Raw genomic sequence first — 17,619 nt, forward strand, 5'->3', positions numbered from 1 at the left:
CAATATTGGAGACGGTGATGACACTGAATTTAAACGAACTTGCACGAGTTCTTTTTGACACGACATTGCTCACATTGCTTCCAGTGTAATTTATAGCTTTACGGCAAAGCCCATATTCATATGAATCCGCTTTGACCCTTTTTTGCTAGGCGACATCATTAGATGTCGCTTTTTTTATGCCTGAAGATCAAGAGTGAATAAAAGGGCACCAATAGTCTTGTCCACAATCGAGGATCGTAATTAGATCGATCTTCTTGCGATCGATCTGTATTTTTGTTGTTTATTTACAATGGTTTAGGTTTTATTTTGGCCTTTGATTATCCCCGTTAATAGTCAGTGGATAAATAATATAAACAGAGTTATCCACAAGTGGGTGCTTGCAGTGGAAAAACAATCATCACAATGTGTGAGTAGTATTGTTGGAGTTAAAATGGATTCACTGGAGGAGTCATGGCATCCTAAGCAGATCTTTATTTTATGGATACTAAAAGACTATGGCTCGTATTCCAGACAACCCATTGATCCTGATTGATGGCTCTTCTTATCTATATCGTGCATTTCACGCTTATCCGGGCACCATGAGCAATGGTGATATCCCAACCAACGCTGTTTACGGTGTGGTCAACATGCTTCGCAGTATGATGCGTCAATTCAGTAGTGAAAGAATCGCGGTTGTGTTTGATGCAAAAGGGAAAACATTCCGTGATGAAATGTATACGGAATACAAAGCCAATCGTCCGCCTATGCCAGATGACTTGCGCTGCCAGATAGAACCGTTGTACGACGTGATTCGCGCCATGGGTTTACCACTAATTTGCATTCCAGGTGTGGAAGCCGATGACGTGATCGGTACGTTGGCATACCAGGCATCACAGCAAGGTATGCCGGTTTTGATCAGCACGGGCGATAAAGATATGGCGCAGCTGGTGGATGACAACGTTACCCTGATCAATACCATGACGAACGTCGTGATGGATCGCGAAGGTGTGATTGAGAAATTTGGTATCCCGCCTGAGTTGATCATCGACTATCTCGCGTTGATGGGCGATAAGGTGGATAACATCCCGGGTGTACCAGGCGTTGGTGATAAAACAGCGACAGCATTACTCCAAGGCATTGGTGGCTTAGACAAGCTGTATGACAACCTTGATGACATCGCACCGCTCGGTTTCCGCGGCTCCAAGACCATGGCGAAAAAGCTGCTAGACAATAAAGAGAATGCGATGCTTTCTTACCAACTCGCGACCATTAAGTTGGACGTAGAGTTAGAGGAAACCCCAGACTCTCTGATCAAAACCACGCCAAATAAAGATGAACTGATCAAGCTTTATGGTCAGCTGGTATTCAAATCTTGGCTCAACGAGTTGCTAGATGGTGGTACAGGTGTCGTTGAAGCGGTTGAAAAATCGGGTAAAGCTGCATCTTCCGCGAAAAAAGCGCCTGAATTAGACACACCGGCGGTAACTATCGATCGTAGTCAGTACGAAACGATTCTAGACCAAGAAACTTTCAACGCTTGGTTGGAAAAGCTTAAAGCGGCAGAGGTGTTTGCCTTTGATACTGAAACCGACAGCCTAGATTACATGGTCGCGAACCTAGTCGGTTTATCTTTTGCGACAGAAGAAGGTGTCGCGGCTTATGTACCTGTGGCGCACGATTACCTTGATGCACCACAACAGTTAGAGCGTGACTGGGTGTTGGCGCAGTTAAAACCAATCCTAGAAGACGAGGAGCAAGCCAAAGTCGGGCAGAACCTAAAATACGATGCCAGCGTTTTAGCGCGATACGGCATTGAAATGAAGGGCATCAAGCACGACACCATGCTCGCGTCTTACGTCTACAACAGTGTCGGCGGTAAGCATGATATGGATAGCCTGGCACTGCGTTTCCTTCAGCACAGCTGCATTTCATTTGAACAAATCGCTGGAAAGGGCAAAAAACAGCTCACATTCAACCAGATTGAGTTGGATGAAGCCGCTCCTTACGCTGCGGAAGACGCGGATGTGACACTGCGTTTGCACAATCGTCTGATCGCGAGTATTGAGAACGATGACAAGTTAAAGGCCATCTACGACGATATTGAAATACCGTTGGTGCCAGTGTTATCGCGCATTGAGCGTACTGGTGTGATGATCGATGACATGAAGCTGGCGGCTCAGTCACAAGAAATTGCCCAGCGTTTGGATGAGCTTGAACAAAAAGCGTATGAAGTGGCGGAACAAGAGTTCAATATGAACTCTCCGAAACAGCTGCAAGCGATCTTATTCGAGAAGATGGGCCTACCAGTTGTCAAGAAAACCCCATCTGGCACACCTTCGACCAATGAAGAGGTGCTGCAAGAGCTGGCACTGGATTACCCGTTGCCAAAATTGATTCTGGAATACCGCGGCTTGGCGAAGCTGAAGTCAACTTACACGGATAAGTTGCCGAAGATGATTAACCCAGAGACAGGCCGAGTGCATACGTCTTATCATCAGGCAGTGACAGCGACAGGTCGTCTATCTTCAACCGATCCAAACTTACAGAACATTCCAATTCGTAACGAAGAAGGTCGCCGCATTCGTCAGGCATTCATTGCCCCGCATAGCTATAAGATCATGGCTGTCGATTACTCGCAAATTGAACTGCGCATTATGGCCCATCTATCGGGTGATAAAGCCCTGCTTGAAGCCTTCCAGCAAGGTAAAGATATCCACGCGGCAACGGCTGCCGAAATTATGGGTACAACCATTGATCAAGTGAGCTCTGAACAGCGTCGTCGTGCTAAAGCGGTTAACTTTGGCCTGATTTACGGTATGAGTGCCTTTGGCCTGGCCAAACAGTTAGGAATTCCTCGCGGTGAAGCGCAAGAATACATGGATCGATACTTCGAGCGTTACCCAGGTGTGATGCAATACATGGAAGACACTCGTAGCACGGCTGCAGAGCAGGGCTATGTGGAAACCATTTTTGGTCGTCGACTGCACTTACCTGAGATTAAATCGCGTAACGGGATGCGCCGCAAAGCAGCTGAGCGTGCGGCGATTAACGCACCAATGCAAGGTACCGCTGCCGATATCATCAAAAAAGCCATGTTGCTTGTGGATGAGTGGATTCAAAAAGAAGGTGATGGTCGCGTGAAGCTACTGATGCAGGTGCACGATGAATTGGTCTTCGAAGTGCAAGAGTCATCTTTGGCCGAAATTGAAAGTAAAGTACAACAATTGATGGAATCAGCAGCACAGCTAGATGTGCCATTAATTGCTGAAGCTGGTCACGGTGACAACTGGGATCAAGCGCATTAGACGTTTATTGACCAATATTGACCTTTAAACATGAGCTGGCGCACAAACGCCAGCTTTTTTTTACCCCTAAAAAAGTTTGAGGTGGTTATTGATAAATGTAGTTTAATAAAACTTTAATGAAAAAAACTTACAAAAATAGTTTGCATCTCTGACCAATTGTTGTACATTAAACGGCGTAGGGTACAGAGGTAAGATGTTCTATCTTTCAGACCTTTTGTTTCACGTTATTGGATTAGGCTGATTCAGCCGCCCCAGTCAGCCTTTTGACTGGGGCGTTTTTTATTGTGGCAAAGAAAAATCCAACCAGTGCTCCGCCGCAACGCTCCTCATTCACATCACCAAAGCTCAACTCGACTGTTTCTGTCCTGAATTGAAAGTTAGACAAATTTTGTAAGAAAACTCCAATCACAGTTTGGTTATTTTTAGCTATAACCCAAGTAAAGCACTGTCGTGAGACTATTTATTAAATGCATCAAGATCAATGTATTAGGTTTGTTTTGGTAAAGAAATGAGCCCGTTTTTATCTTTGAGTGAGGGATTGCAATAAAGGAGCGATTGAACAATGCTAAACAAATAATAACTATTACCTCCTATTTCTCTCCCGTTTCCCCGCCAGGATGGTGGGGATTTTTGTATCTATAGCTTTCTATTCACAACAAGGGGCTGTAAAAGCGGTGCAAATAAAAAGCCCCACTATTAATAGTGAGGCCAATTTAAAAGAGTGAGCGCTTTGGGACGTTACTCTTGCTCGTCGCTTTGTTGCTCTTCTTGGACGATTTCTTCCGTTAGCTCTTCAGCGAATGCTGGCGCGAACCATTCATCCAGTTTGTTGCGCAGCACATCCACACCGAGGCCTTTTAATGAAGAAAACGCCGCAACGCTGACATCACCACCAAAGCCGACAGCATCTTGCTTGATCTTCAGAACCTGAGCTTTGCGCGCTCCGCTCTTCAGTTTGTCTGCTTTAGTCAGAAGCACTTGCACAGGAATACCACTGTCTACCGCCCAGTAGATTAATTGCTGGTCGAGGTCTTTCATTGGATGACGGATGTCCATCAATACAACCAGCCCTTTCAGACATTGGCGTTTTTGCAGGTACTCGCCCAGCGACTTTTGCCACTTTTTCTTCATTTCGAGTGGTACTTGTGCAAAGCCGTATCCTGGTAAATCCACAATGTGGCAACCATCGGTTACTTTGAATAAGTTAATAAGCTGAGTTCGGCCCGGTGTCTTACTGGTTTTGGCCAAACTTTTTTGGTTTGTCAGGCGATTTAACGAACTAGACTTACCGGCGTTGGAACGTCCTGCGAACGCAACTTCGATACCTTCATCTTCAGGCAAATGACGAATATCAGGTGCGCTGGTGATGAAATGGGTGTTTTGATAATGAATTTTTACGCTCACTGTTAACTCCATCTCGACTTTGTGTAGTCGATTGATTACTTTTTTGTGAAATTGTGTAAAATAACCGTGCTCGGCATAAGGTCGCCTATTGTACCATGAGTGTTAACGCAGAGTGGTACTGGAAGCTTGATAATTATAATGGAATGTCATGAAGAAATTAGCGCTAATCTTGAGTCTTTTAGCCAGCTGCTCTGTGTGGGCCCAAGGCAGCATTGAAGCTGGTAAAGCAAAATCCCAAACTTGTGTTGCCTGCCATGGTGCTGATGGCAACAGTCAACTCGCAATGTACCCTAAACTTGCAGGTCAGCATGCTAAATATATTGAGAAGCAGCTGAAAGACCTGAAGCTGGGTATGACTAGTAATGGTAAGCAAGGTCGTTACGACCCTGTTATGAGTGGTATGGCAATGCCACTGTCAGAGCAAGACATGAAAGATCTTGCGGCTTACTACTCATCTCTGCCTATCTCGCATAACACAACACCGGAAAATGTTGTGGAGCAAGGCAAAACGCTATACACAGCAGGTGACGCAGAGCGTGGCCTAACTGCTTGTATTGCTTGTCACGGTCCACGTGGTAATGGTACAGAGCTGTCAGGTTTTCCTAAGATCTCTGGCCAGCATGCAGATTACATCAAAGCTCAGCTAGAAAAATTCCGCGACGAAAACCGTGGGAACGACATGAACGCGATGATGCGTGATGTAGCTAAAAAGCTGACAGATGAAGATATTGCAGTTCTTTCTAAATACGTTGGTGGCCTGCACTAAGCCCTACTTATTCGTTCGAGCACAGTTGTAATGAAAAAGCCCAGAGTTCTCTCTGGGCTTTTTCATTTGATCGCGGTCACACTGATAGATTGGCGTGCTTTTCTCATCTTTCTCATTACTTTGTGCGAGATCGTCCATTCAATTGACCAAATATAAGAAACCCTGTGTTGTAATTGATTGAAGTTAAAAGCTTTATGAAATTTGACGAAATTTAAGCGTCACTTTTTGCTTCGATGGATTGTATCAATCAACCAGAGCGTTAAAGTATCTACATCGGCAGGGGTGCTGATACAGGAAAGCAGACCATGATGGTCTCAAGGGATGTGAGTTCTACTCGCAAGTAAGAAAAGGAAAGGGTAGGCAGGATGCTTACCAGATAGGGATGGTCAACTTGTCTAATGGTTTAGACAGTAACAAGGATCAGGCGAAGGAATCGCCGAAATACAGGAAGTAAAAAAGGATAGCCAAAACTCACTAGGATGGTGAACAACGACACCTTTTTGCAGGGAAAGCACAAAAAACAAAAGGACATTTGGTGCACTAACATGAGTGCAACACAGTTTCGCCAATAGGCACTTAGAAAGCGATGGGTTTACCTATCGCTTTTTTTATTGGTTAATTTTATTAAATTGACGATTATTTGCACAAGAGTACTCCACTCCAAAGCCAGTTTCTGGTATGTTTCGCATCCCTGTTTGGAGATGTAACAATGCACAATTGCCCACTTTGTCATAGCTTGGATACCCAACATTACTTTGAAGATAAGCGTCGTGCGTATCTTCAATGTATGCAATGTGAGCTCGTGTTCGTCAATCCAGAACAAAGACTGGATGCAGAGGCTGAAAAAGCCCACTACGATATGCATGAAAACGATCCAAACGATGAAGGCTATCGACGCTTTTTATCTCGGGTTGCTGACCCCATGTTAGAACGCATCGCCCCTGCATCTGAAGGGATAGATTTTGGCTGTGGCCCAGGTCCAACGTTATCATTAATGTTGGAAGAACAGGGCCATGCTATGAGTTTGTACGATATCTACTACCAACCAGAGAGAACGGTATTAGATAAACAGTATGACTTTATGACGTCCACAGAAGTGATCGAGCACTTATACGAGCCCGATACTGTGTGGCAGCAATGGTTAAATTTGGTTAAGCCAGGTGGCTGGATTGGTCTTATGACCAAGATGGTCATCAATGTCGAAGCGTTTGCAAGCTGGCACTATAAAAATGACCCAACTCATGTGGTTTTCTTTAGTCGCCGAACGTTTCAGTACTTGGCAGAGCGGGATCAGCTCGAGCTTGAATTTATTGGTAATGATGTAATTTTACTGAGGAAGCCCCAGTAATGAGCCGTAGTAAGAAAGCAAGATCAGGTGGTAACGTCGACGTAGTCGTTGTTCGTAACCGTACACAGTCAGACGTGGAAGGACGTCTACGTAAAAGAGAGAAAAAGCGCAAAGGTCTAAAGACAGGTGCGCGCAACTCTGAAGCTAAAGCACAAAAGCAACAAAGCGCAGGTCAAAAACAGGACCCACGCCTTGGTAGCAAGAAAAAAATTCCTCTAGTCGTTGAAGCGCCGAAAAAACTGAGCAAAGCCGATCGTCGTGCTAACGCTGAGAAAGAGCTGGAAATGCTAGAGAACGATGCGCAACTAAACGTGCTTCTCGACCGTCTAGACAACGGTGATAGCCTAGGTGCAGGTCTGCAAAAATACGTAGACGAGAAACTAGAGCGCATTGAAGTGCTTATGAAGCAGCTTGGTCTCTACGAAGAAGAGCCAGCGGAAGAAGAGTGCGAAGAAGAAGTGGTAGAAACCGCGCCGAAAAAAGCGAGTAAGAAAGTCGCGACTGATGACGATCTGCTATCGCAATTTGAAGATTTGGATCTGAACCAATTTAAAGGATAAGAGCCTGTTATGAACGTAACCTTGTTAGCCATTGCTGGTGGAGTCATTATTCTCGGCCTAGCGTCTTATGCAGGTTACCTTCTGCTCCAGCTTAAAAAGCAAAAGGAGTTGCAAGAGCAGCATAAGCAATTGGCGATTGAAAAGCGCAACGCCAATATCTTCGAGAGTGTGAGTGTCTTGTGTTTGGCCGGGATCCAAGGTCAGTGTGATTTGTCTGAGATCAGTATCCGTGTGTATAACATCATGGACTATGTTCAAGGTGAAGAGCGCGTTGATTTTGATAAAGAGTATCCAGCCACTTCAGAACTGTTTCATATCGTAAAAGATATGCCGCGCGGTGACGAACGTCAAAACCTGGCAAAGAAAGAGCGTATGCAACAAAATCTAGCGCGTCACAAGGCGGAATCTCGTCTGCAAGATGCCATTATCGAAGAATTGAAACTGCTTCATAAAAAGGTGCAGCCTTTAAATAATCAGATCAACATCCAAATGATCTAGAGAAAGCCCGATTACTTTCTATTCTTACTAAGTGATCGGGTTATCAAATCTTAGCTTTGTTAACTAAAAAGCGAACTGTCTAGCAACGAGTGCACTTTGTGTATGGCAAAATAGCCGCCTATTGATGAAGGCTTAGTCGCCGGACATTTATTACAGCCCAAACGGAAACAACATTATGTCGCAGCAAGTTGTCGCAAGTCAGCAAATAGTGTGGGACCAAGCAGTTCTTGATAAATACAACTACTCCGGACCACGTTACACCTCATATCCGACCGCGTTGGAGTTCCATGAGGCGTTTACTATTGCCGATTATGATATGGCGTGTACCGAATACCCAGAGCGACCACTGTCTCTCTACATTCACATTCCGTTTTGCCATAAGCTTTGTTACTACTGCGGCTGTAATAAAGTCATCACGCGTCACTCGCACAAAGCAGATGAATACCTAGACGTTTTAGAGCTGGAAATCCGCACGCGAGCAGCCTTACTGCATGGTCGTAAGGTTACCCAATTGCACTTTGGCGGCGGTACTCCGACCTTCTTGAGCAAAGCGCAGATCAGTCGTTTAATGGCCATTCTGCGTGGTGAGTTTTGCTTTGAATCTGACGCCGAAATCAGCATCGAAGTCGACCCGCGTGAAATCGAACTCGATGTGCTGGACCACCTTCGTGGCGAAGGGTTTAACCGTCTGAGTATCGGTGTACAAGACTTCAACAAAGAAGTGCAAAAGCTGGTGAACCGTGAGCAAGACGAAGAGTTTATCTTCGCCATGGTTGAACGCGCTAAGCAGCTTGGTTTCCGCTCAACCAACTTAGATTTGATTTATGGCCTGCCAAAGCAAACCAAAGAGTCGTTTGCCAAGACGCTGAGCCAAGTGTTGGAGATGCAACCAGGTCGTCTATCCGTATTTAACTACGCGCACATGCCACAACTCTTCGCTGCGCAGCGTAAAATCAAAGATGAAGATTTGCCTTTAGCTGAAGAGAAGATGACGATCTTGCAAGATACCATCAGCACACTGACAGGTGCGGGATACCAGTTCATCGGCATGGACCACTTTGCTCTGCCGGATGACGAGCTCGCGGTTGCGCAGCGTAACGGCATATTGCACCGCAATTTCCAGGGTTACACCACTCAAGGTGAATGTGACTTAGTTGGCTTTGGTGTATCGGCGATTTCCATGATCGGTAACGCGTACGCGCAAAACCAAAAAGAGCTGAAAAAGTACTACGCGCAAGTCGGTGAGCAGCGTCATGCTTTATGGAAAGGTGTCGCGCTGGACAATGACGACTTGCTACGCCGCGAAGTTATCAAGCAACTAATCTGTAACTTTAAGTTGGATAAAACCGCTATTGAGTCAGGTTTTGAGGTTAACTTTAATCAATACTTCAAAGAAGACTTAGGTCTACTGCAAACCTTTATTGATGACCAGTTGGTTGAAGTGGATGACAGCGAGATCCGAGTCACACTGCGTGGACGTTTGTTAATCCGCAATATTTGTATGTGTTTTGATAAGTACCTACGTGCCAAAGCGCGTCAGCAACAGTTTTCTCGCGTGATTTAACCGAGCAACTAATTGAAAAAGCCACCGATTAAGGTGGCTTTTTGCGTTATGGGGCAATGTAAGTGGATTGGGCGACTTTCCAAAGTGCTTGCACAAGAGGGTTATCCAATTGGGAGCGTTTACAGCACACGCCCAGTTTAAACGGACGAATAGGAGCGACCTTTAAGCGCTGAATCTTTTCTTTGACCGGACTGTTGTTGATCACCACGTCCGGCGCAATCCCCACGCCACAGCCAAGCGCGACCATACTCACAATCGCTTCATGGCCAGATATTTGCGCGTAAATTTTGGGCTTTATCTTCATTTTTTTAAACCACGCATTAGCACGCCCACGCGCGGTGCCAGACTCCGGCACGATAAATGGAATTGCAGACCAATCTGGCTTTTCTTTTTGCAACTCATCAACAAAGTGACTGACGCCCACCGGCGCAATGACCGAGAGAGGAATTTCGCTGATCGTTTCAAACTCGATGCGAGAGGGCAGCTGCTCCGGTAGTGCAGAGATCGCCACATCGACATCATCTGCCATGACGCGTTCTATCGCGGTGGCGGGGTCGCCAGTTTGCAATTTAAGTTCGATAAAAGGGTGTTGAATACGAAACTCGGTCAGCAAATTGGGTAAATGACTGTAGCTGGCGGTGACCGAACAAAACAGGCGAATTTCTCCTTTTAATTCCTCTTCCATCCCTTTGAGTTGCGAGTTGTAGGCCTGCCATTCTCCAATAATGCGCAGTGCAACAGGGAGTAACTTCTTGGCCGCAGGGGTTAGCTCGACGCTGCGGTTATCACGCACAAACAAACCTTGCCCGGTTTCCGCCTCCAGCTTTTGTATTTGCCGACTGAGCGCAGAAGGACTGATATGCATGGCTGAGGCGGTTTTGGCAAAGCTTTTGCTGTCACATAAATGTATGAATAGCTGCAGACTTTTAATGTTCATGAAAGCGTCATTTCCTTGTTGCATTTCTTGCAATAACTAATTGTGAATATATCACTTTAAGCAATCGAATGTCTGTTTTAGTATCAAGTCATTCGATAGAGAAATATCGACCAAATGGAAAAATTCTTACAAGGAGAGCCCGCCCATGGCTAACTATTTCAATACGTTAAACCTACGTCAGCAACTAGACCAACTAGGTCGTTGTCGCTTTATGGACCGCAGTGAGTTCGCAACAGAAGCCGATTACCTGAAAGGTAAAAAAGTGGTGATCGTTGGTTGTGGCGCACAAGGTCTTAACCAAGGTTTAAACATGCGTGATTCTGGCCTTGATGTTTCTTACGCGCTTCGCCAAGCCGCGATCGATGAGCAGCGTCAGTCTTACAAAAACGCAAAAGAAAACGGTTTTGAAGTAGGTAGCTACGAGACGCTGATCCCTCAAGCAGATCTAGTGGTAAACCTTACCCCAGACAAGCAGCACACTAACGTAGTGGAAACCGTAATGCCGCTAATGAAAGAAGGCGCTGCACTAGGTTACTCTCACGGTTTCAACGTAGTTGAAGAAGGTATGCAGATCCGTAAAGACCTAACGGTAGTGATGGTTGCGCCTAAGTGTCCGGGTACCGAAGTACGTGAAGAGTACAAACGTGGTTTCGGTGTACCAACGCTAATCGCGGTTCACCCAGAGAACGACCCTAAAGGTGAAGGTTGGGATATCGCCAAAGCATGGGCGGCAGCAACGGGCGGTCACCGCGCAGGCTGTCTAGAGTCTTCATTTGTAGCAGAAGTTAAATCTGACCTTATGGGCGAGCAAACTATCCTATGTGGCATGCTACAAGCGGGTTCTATCGTATGTTACGAGAAGATGGTTGCAGAAGGTATCGACCCAGGTTACGCAGGCAAACTACTACAGTACGGTTGGGAAACAGTAACAGAAGCTCTGAAGTTTGGTGGCATCACGCATATGATGGATCGCCTATCAAACCCAGCGAAAATCAAAGCATTTGAGCTTTCTGAAGAGCTAAAAGACCTAATGCGCCCGCTGTACAACAAGCACATGGATGACATCATCGAAGGTGAGTTCTCTGGCACTATGATGGCAGACTGGGCGAACGACGACGCAAACCTACTAGGCTGGCGTGAAGAAACAGGCCAAACGGCATTCGAAAACTACCCAGCGTCAGACGTAGAAATCTCCGAGCAAGAGTACTTTGACAACGGCATCCTAATGATCGCTATGGTTCGCGCAGGTGTAGAGCTTGCTTTCGAAGCAATGACAGCGTCAGGCATCATCGATGAGTCTGCGTACTACGAGTCACTGCACGAGCTACCGCTAATCGCCAACACGATCGCTCGTAAGCGCCTATACGAGATGAACGTCGTAATCTCGGATACAGCAGAATACGGTAACTACCTATTCGCGAACGTAGCAACACCACTACTACGCGAGAAGTTCATGCCTTCAGTCGGTACAGATGTTATCGGTAAAGGCCTCGGTGAAACGTCTAACCAAGTAGATAACGCGCGTTTAATCGAAGTGAATGAAGCCATCCGTAATCACCCAGTTGAGTACATCGGTGAAGAGTTACGTGGGTATATGACGGATATGAAGCGCATCGCGGTGGGGGGCTAATTTTCTTCGCTGTAGAGCTTAATCTCTTTGTCGGAAATACTCATTTGCTCGCGCAAACTCCGTGTTTCCTCCGCGACCTTAAGCTTTACAGCATTGAAAACATAAAATGAACTCCAGGCAGACTGGAGTGATAAATACAAAATAAAACACAACATCTAATTAAAAGGCTTGGTCTCCGTTGACCAAGCCTTTTTGTTTTCGGCGCGTTTGCTTTGAAGAGAGGTATAAAAAAGGCTGACACATTAATGTCAGCCTTTTGAGTTTTGTTGAAAGTGATGCTTACTTGTCGGCAAGTTTTGTTTCAAGCTCTGCCAGTTTTGCTTCCATTTCTGTCAGCTTTTGGCGGGTACGCAGTAGCACTTGAGTTTGTACATCAAACTCTTCACGGCTGACAACATCTAGCTTGTTTAGTTGGCCTTGAATTACCTGGCGAACTTTTTGGTCAACATCCGAGCCTAGCTCTTTAACGGGGGCTGGCATAGAGTCGTGAATTTGCTTAGCGATTTGCTCTAGTTTCTTTGGGTCAAACATGGTGACTAAAACTCCTGTCTCTTTGCGTACATTCTATGTAATTGATGCAGGAAAGTCGCTATTTCGGTGGTAAAAAATCGAGCTGGGTTCACCCAAATGACAGGGAAGAAAAAAGGCCACCGAAGTGACCTTTTTATCTTTCAACCTATTATCGGTTATCCGCTAAATCGCGTTGTGCAGCTTTGGCTTCGTCAACACGTGCTAACTTTTCCAGATCTTTGTCTTCAACAAAGACAGGCAGTGGCTTGTGTTTCTCCGCTAGGAAGCTGTAAATCACTGGCAGTACGAATAGCGTAAACAGCGTACCAATCGCCAAACCAGCGACGATAACGATACCAATACTAAAGCGCTGAGCAGCACCGGCACCCGTTGCGTACATCAGTGGGATAAGGCCTGCGATCATCGCCGCAGTCGTCATTAGAATTGGGCGTAGACGAACTTTCGCCGCTTCCATGACTGCGTCCACCTTGCTCCGGTTGTTATGCAGCTGCTCTTCTTTGGCTACTTCACAAATCAAGATACCGTGTTTGGTAATCAGACCAACTAAGGTGATTAGACCAACTTGTGAGTAGATGTTCATCGAGGCGGTGCCCCATGCTAATGCAATCAAAGCACCACACACGGCCAATGGAACCGACACCATGATCACGATTGGGTCTTTGAGAGATTCAAACTGAATCGCCAGAACCAAGAAGATGATCGCCAACGCTAAGCCGAATGTTGCGTACAGTGCGCTACCTTCGGTGACGTACTGGCGTGATTCGCCCATGTAGTCATGGTTGTAGCCGCTTGGCAGTTTGGTTTCAGCAATATTCTCAAACCAGTCGATCGCGTCACCCATCGCTGTGCCAGGCGCAGGTAGTGCACCAACCGTTGCAGAGTTCAATTGGTTGAAGTGTGGTAGTGAGCGAGGCTCTGCCACAACGTCAATCGTAATCAAGCTGCCCAGTGGAACGGCGTTGCCATCGGCTGAACGTACGTAGTAGTTGTTCATCGACTCTGGGTTCAAGCGCCACTTACGCTCTACTTGAGGGATCACCTCGTAAGAACGGCCATTGAGGTCGATACGGTTAACATAACCGTCGGCCATCATGGTGCTCAGCGTGATACCGATGTCTTTCATGGTGACGCCATAAGCACCCGCTTTATCTTTGTCGATACGGATTTTCATCGTCGCCGAATCGTAGTTCAGATCTAAGTCTGAGTAGACGAACATTGGGCTCGACTTCACTTCCGTGAGTACTTCGGTTGCGATGGTGAACAGGCTTTCAAACGCGTTTGGCGTTGTAATGACAAACTGCAAAGGCAAGCCACCACCTGCGCCCGGCAACTCTGGCATTTGGTATGCCGCTACCGCCATACCAGGGACGTTTGACACCAAGGCACCAACACGGCCGGCAACTTCAGCTTGGCTCGCTTCACGATCACTCCATGGGTACATCGAGGCAATACCAAATGCTTGGTTTGAATTTGGTACACCGGTGAAGACCTGTGCGAACTCGACTTCTGGCTGATCAGACAGAATCTTGTTCACGTCATTCATGGTGTTTTGCATGAAGTCCAAGTTCACGTTAGATGGTGCAGTACCAACCAGAACCACAACGCCTTTATCTTCCGATGGTGCTAGCTCACTTGGGATCAGCTTAAACAGCATCGGCAAGCTGGCAAACACGACGAAGGCAAACACGATTACCACCGCTCGGTTTTGCATCACACTGCCGAGAATTTTGCCGTAGCGTTCAGTCATGCCATCTAAGAAGTGGTGAACCTTCTGCTCAAACTTGCTTGGCTCTTGGTTCGCTTTCAGCATCTTCGAACACATCATTGGTGATAGTGTTAACGCGACAATACCGGAAACGAATACCGAACCTGCGAGTGTGAGGGCGAACTCTTTAAATAGTGAGCCAGTGATACCACCCATTAGCGCGATCGGTGCGTATACCGCGCCTAATGTTAACGTCATCGCGATAACGGGTACCGCAATTTCACGCGTACCGATGATGGCTGCGCGGAACGGCGACTCGCCTAACTTGATGTGACGGTCGACGTTTTCAAGTACCACGATCGCATCATCCACCACTAAGCCGATAGCCAGTACCATAGCCAGTAGGGTCATCAGGTTCCACGAGAATCCCATCGCTTGCATCACCATCGCCACGCCGATCAGAGAGAGGGGGATAGTGACGATAGGGATGATAACCGCGCGGAACGAGCCCAAGAACAGAGTGATCACGATCAGTACAATTAACGCCGCTTCAATGATGGTTTTGATTACCTCATTAATCGATTCGTTAATCGCGATAGTGGAGTCATACATCACGTCCATTTTGATGGTGCTTGGCAAGTTGCGCTCTAGCTGAGGCAACAGTTCTAGCACATCGGTCGCAATATTGATTGGGTTGGCACTCGGCGCTGCGTTAATTGCAGCAACCACCGCTTCTTGGCCGTTGGCGCTTGCACGATAAACGTCGTGGCTCTTCTCAAGAGTCACTTTTGCCACATCGCTTAGACGCGTGACGTTGCCTTTGGTCGTGCTAACTACGAGGTTCTTCAGCTCTTCGACGTTAGACACCTGAGTATCGGCGCTGCCGTTGTACAGTACGAATTCACCAATTGACTGACCGGTTGCAGATTGGTAGTTGTTCGCGCTTAGCACGCCCATTACGTCAGTTGCAGTCAAGTTCAGAGCCGCCATTTTGGCAGGATCTAACCACACACGCAGTGCGTACTTCATACCACCATAAAGGTCGACTTTAGAGACACCGTTAACCGTAAACAACTGCGGGTTGATTACACGTTCTAAATAGTCCGTGATTTGGCTTGAAGAAAGCTCATCACTGGTAAAGCCAATGTAAAGTACCGCGGTCGTTGAGCCTGTCGACATGGTGACCGTTGGGTCCTCGGCTTCTTTAGGAAGCTGAGAGCGAACCGAGTTGGTTTTGGCCAGAACATCGGCCAATGCCGCGTTCGGGTCGGTGTTTAACTTCATGTTGACCGTGATGGTGGATTTACCCAGCACGGATTGAGAAGTCATATAGTCGATATTATCGGCCTGTGCGACAGCTTGCTCCAAAGGCTGAGTTATAAAGCCCTGGATCAGGTTGGCACTGGCACCGTAGTAACTGGTCGAAACCGTTACCACAGTATTTGTCATTTCAGGGTATTCACGGACCTGCATTTTGAAGATGGCTTGTAGACCAAGCAGAGCTATCAAAAAGCTGATCGATACCGCTAAAACTGGACGTTTAATAAAAACATCAGTAAAGCGCATGACGCCTCCAATTACAGCATAGGTGTTTCAGCGGGTGGAGTAATCGCATCGCTTTCTACGACACGAATTTTCGCATTGTTACTTAGGCGAATCTGACCAGACGTCACCACCACATCTCCAGGTTTGACACCGTCAAGGACGTGGACGATGTCTTTCGCGCGTTCACCCACTTTGACCACATGTTGTTTAACGCGTTTTTCACCGTCTTCTTCGCTTACGATGTATACATTGTTGCCGTATAGCGTAAAGGTGATCGCGGTTTGTGGCAGAGTGACCTGGTTCTCTAGCTTAGGTAGGATAATGTTCGCACGGGCAAACATACCACTGCGCAGCTTGCCATCACTGTTAGGGATGTCAGCTTGAACTTGGATCAGACCACTTTGAACGTTTACCGCGGGTTCGATCGCTGTGATTGAACCGGTAAAGGTAGTTTCTGGGTAAGAATCGACAGAGATATCGACTTGTTGGCCCATATTGATGCGGGAGATATCGGTTTGCGGCACAGTAAAGCGTAGGCGCATGACGCTGGTATCTTCAAGACGCACGATATCTGTACCTGCTTGCAGGTATTGACCAAGGTAAACATTACGAATACCCACCACACCTGCAAACGGAGCTTTGATTTCACGACGGTCAATCGCCGCTTTTAGACTTTCGATGTCCGCGCGTAGCGAGAAGTAATTCGCTTCTGCCTCATCGTAAGCTTCTTTAGAGATAGACCCTTTCTTATACAGGCCTTGGTAGCGTTTGTATTTAGCTTGCGCAGCAGGCAGTTTTGCTTGAGCACTCTTTAGGTTGGCTTTTTCTACCGCCGAGTCCAGCAGTACCAAAGGCTGACCTTCTTTGACTTGAGTACCTGACTCAAATGGAATTTGGTCAATCACACCGCTGGTTTCATTGGCTACTGTCACACCTTGATTTGGTTCAATGAAGCCAATCGCTTCAATCACCGGAACCCAATCCACCGTGTTGACCTCAGTAACGGTCACTGGGAAGGAAGGCTCTGGCATATTGGCGAATTTCTCCATTTGTTTTTGGATATCGTACATGCGATATCCAAATACGCTACCAAATAGAATCAATACAATTGATAGCATTAAGATCCACTTTTTCATTCTGATTAGAACTCCAAGTTAATGTTGAATGATTGCATCCCAACTGGCTTCGATCGCCGCTTCTATGGCCGCTTCGTCCAGCTGGTAGAATCCCAAAGCATGTTTTCGAGCAAGCGCAACGCTAGCTTCAAAACTCAGCCCTGAAAGAATCTGATTGTCGAGAGGTTTAAAAATCCCTTGCTCTTTACCTTCTTGAAATAAGCGATCCACTTGAGCAAACATTTTTCGCTCTATTTCTCGCGCTTCATTCGTGTTGGCACAGGGCAGAGATTCATATTGAACACGGTTGCTCAGTGTATTTATGTTAGACCCGGCTAAACGCCATATATTGAGCCACATAGTTCGATAGCGCTCTTTCAAGGGCATATCGTCGCTTACGCCTGCTTGTACCGCTGTTGCAATGCGCTTTGCTACGTTCAATCGAACTTCATCTAAAAGGTGGTCTTTGTCCGCAAAGTAACGATAGATCGTACCTGCAGCTACCCCTGCCGCATTGGCCAGCTTTTGCATCGAAAAACCTTGGAATCCCGATTCGGCAATCAGCTTTTCTGCAGCACAAAGGATCTGCTCTTTCTTATCTAAAGAACTGTTATTAGACATAAACTGTACATCCAATGAATGAACGTTCATTCATTATAGACCGAAAGCTGTACGGTTGTGCAATAAAACATTTTATTATTTATGAAAATTTATTGTTGTTGAGGTTAGTCC

At 46.5% G+C, this 17,619-nt stretch carries 14 protein-coding genes; 8 read left to right on the plus strand and 6 right to left on the minus strand.

Annotated elements, in window-relative coordinates:
- Nucleotides 1-494 precede the first annotated feature (494 nt).
- On the plus strand, nt 495-3,284 hold the full coding sequence (polA, locus tag VNE01S_RS13720; protein WP_053396180.1) for a DNA polymerase I: 2,790 nt from the start codon (nt 495-497) through the stop codon (nt 3,282-3,284).
- A gap of 193 nt (nt 3,285-3,477) precedes the next feature.
- Nucleotides 3,478-3,525 carry a small protein SpfP gene (spfP, locus tag VNE01S_RS19805; protein WP_438356636.1) on the plus strand — a complete coding sequence of 16 codons (48 nt, stop codon included), beginning with the start codon at nt 3,478-3,480 and terminating at the stop codon, nt 3,523-3,525.
- Nucleotides 3,526-4,022: 497 nt separating this feature from the next.
- Here spfP and yihA read toward each other — a convergent pair whose 3' ends face one another.
- Entirely contained in the window at nt 4,023-4,688 is a 666-nt protein-coding gene (gene yihA, locus VNE01S_RS13725) for a ribosome biogenesis GTP-binding protein YihA/YsxC (RefSeq protein ID WP_053396181.1), read from the minus strand.
- A 148-nt stretch (nt 4,689-4,836) separates the two neighbouring features.
- On the opposite strand from yihA, the gene VNE01S_RS13730 reads away from it, so the two are divergent.
- The 5 genes from VNE01S_RS13730 to hemN all read left to right on the plus strand — a co-directional run bounded on the left by VNE01S_RS13730 (nt 4,837) and on the right by hemN (nt 9,424).
- Nucleotides 4,837-5,454 carry a c-type cytochrome gene (locus VNE01S_RS13730; RefSeq protein WP_053396182.1) on the plus strand — a complete coding sequence of 206 codons (618 nt, stop codon included), beginning with the start codon at nt 4,837-4,839 and terminating at the stop codon, nt 5,452-5,454.
- A 709-nt stretch (nt 5,455-6,163) separates the two neighbouring features.
- Nucleotides 6,164-6,802 (plus strand): class I SAM-dependent methyltransferase, encoded by a 639-nt coding sequence (locus VNE01S_RS13735; RefSeq protein ID WP_053396183.1) that lies wholly within the window; start codon nt 6,164-6,166, stop codon nt 6,800-6,802.
- Entirely contained in the window at nt 6,802-7,362 is a 561-nt protein-coding gene (gene yihI / locus VNE01S_RS13740) for a Der GTPase-activating protein YihI (protein ID WP_053396184.1), read from the plus strand. The genes VNE01S_RS13735 and yihI overlap by 1 nt, the downstream gene beginning before the upstream one ends.
- 9 nt (nt 7,363-7,371) lie before the next feature.
- A complete protein-coding gene (locus VNE01S_RS13745) occupies nt 7,372-7,860 on the plus strand; it encodes a DUF2489 domain-containing protein (protein WP_053396185.1) in 489 nt (162 codons plus the stop codon).
- 175 nt (nt 7,861-8,035) lie between these two features.
- Nucleotides 8,036-9,424, plus strand: coding sequence for an oxygen-independent coproporphyrinogen III oxidase (hemN, locus tag VNE01S_RS13750; RefSeq protein ID WP_053396186.1), 1,389 nt, complete (start codon nt 8,036-8,038; stop codon nt 9,422-9,424).
- 46 nt (nt 9,425-9,470) lie between these two features.
- Here hemN and ilvY read toward each other — a convergent pair whose 3' ends face one another.
- Nucleotides 9,471-10,361, minus strand: coding sequence for an HTH-type transcriptional activator IlvY (gene ilvY, locus VNE01S_RS13755; protein ID WP_053396187.1), 891 nt, complete (start codon nt 10,359-10,361; stop codon nt 9,471-9,473).
- 145 nt (nt 10,362-10,506) lie between these two features.
- Between ilvY and ilvC the strand changes: the two genes are divergently transcribed.
- Entirely contained in the window at nt 10,507-11,991 is a 1,485-nt protein-coding gene (ilvC, locus tag VNE01S_RS13760) for a ketol-acid reductoisomerase (protein ID WP_053396188.1), read from the plus strand.
- Nucleotides 11,992-12,270: 279 nt separating this feature from the next.
- Here the strand turns inward: ilvC and ubiK are convergent, their stop codons facing one another.
- The 4 genes from ubiK to VNE01S_RS13780 all read right to left on the minus strand — a co-directional run bounded on the left by ubiK (nt 12,271) and on the right by VNE01S_RS13780 (nt 17,508).
- On the minus strand, nt 12,271-12,522 hold the full coding sequence (gene ubiK, locus VNE01S_RS13765) for a ubiquinone biosynthesis accessory factor UbiK (protein WP_053396189.1): 252 nt from the start codon (nt 12,520-12,522) through the stop codon (nt 12,271-12,273).
- 148 nt (nt 12,523-12,670) lie between these two features.
- Nucleotides 12,671-15,793, minus strand: coding sequence for a multidrug efflux RND transporter permease subunit (locus VNE01S_RS13770; RefSeq protein ID WP_053396190.1), 3,123 nt, complete (start codon nt 15,791-15,793; stop codon nt 12,671-12,673).
- Between the two features lie 11 nt (nt 15,794-15,804).
- Entirely contained in the window at nt 15,805-16,908 is a 1,104-nt protein-coding gene (locus VNE01S_RS13775; protein ID WP_053396191.1) for an efflux RND transporter periplasmic adaptor subunit, read from the minus strand.
- 18 nt (nt 16,909-16,926) lie between these two features.
- Nucleotides 16,927-17,508 carry a TetR/AcrR family transcriptional regulator gene (locus tag VNE01S_RS13780; protein WP_053396192.1) on the minus strand — a complete coding sequence of 194 codons (582 nt, stop codon included), beginning with the start codon at nt 17,506-17,508 and terminating at the stop codon, nt 16,927-16,929.
- Nucleotides 17,509-17,619 lie beyond the last annotated feature (111 nt).

Origin of the sequence: Vibrio nereis NBRC 15637, assembly GCF_001591105.1 — a bacterium.
Classification (GTDB): domain Bacteria; phylum Pseudomonadota; class Gammaproteobacteria; order Enterobacterales; family Vibrionaceae; genus Vibrio; species Vibrio nereis.

Excerpts from the sequence above, each read along its gene's own strand:
- polA (WP_053396180.1), top strand. The coding sequence starts at position 495 with ATGGCTCGTATTCCAGACAACCCATTGATCCTGATTGATGGCTCTTCT.
- VNE01S_RS13730 (WP_053396182.1), top strand. The coding sequence starts at position 4,837 with ATGAAGAAATTAGCGCTAATCTTGAGTCTTTTAGCCAGCTGCTCTGTG.
- VNE01S_RS13735 (WP_053396183.1), top strand. The coding sequence starts at position 6,164 with ATGCACAATTGCCCACTTTGTCATAGCTTGGATACCCAACATTACTTT.
- yihI (WP_053396184.1), top strand. The coding sequence starts at position 6,802 with ATGAGCCGTAGTAAGAAAGCAAGATCAGGTGGTAACGTCGACGTAGTC.
- VNE01S_RS13745 (WP_053396185.1), top strand. The coding sequence starts at position 7,372 with ATGAACGTAACCTTGTTAGCCATTGCTGGTGGAGTCATTATTCTCGGC.
- hemN (WP_053396186.1), top strand. The coding sequence starts at position 8,036 with ATGTCGCAGCAAGTTGTCGCAAGTCAGCAAATAGTGTGGGACCAAGCA.
- ilvY (WP_053396187.1), bottom strand. The coding sequence starts at position 10,361 with ATGAACATTAAAAGTCTGCAGCTATTCATACATTTATGTGACAGCAAA.
- ilvC (WP_053396188.1), top strand. The coding sequence starts at position 10,507 with ATGGCTAACTATTTCAATACGTTAAACCTACGTCAGCAACTAGACCAA.
- ubiK (WP_053396189.1), bottom strand. The coding sequence starts at position 12,522 with ATGTTTGACCCAAAGAAACTAGAGCAAATCGCTAAGCAAATTCACGAC.
- VNE01S_RS13770 (WP_053396190.1), bottom strand. The coding sequence starts at position 15,793 with ATGCGCTTTACTGATGTTTTTATTAAACGTCCAGTTTTAGCGGTATCG.
- VNE01S_RS13775 (WP_053396191.1), bottom strand. The coding sequence starts at position 16,908 with ATGAAAAAGTGGATCTTAATGCTATCAATTGTATTGATTCTATTTGGT.
- VNE01S_RS13780 (WP_053396192.1), bottom strand. The coding sequence starts at position 17,508 with ATGTCTAATAACAGTTCTTTAGATAAGAAAGAGCAGATCCTTTGTGCT.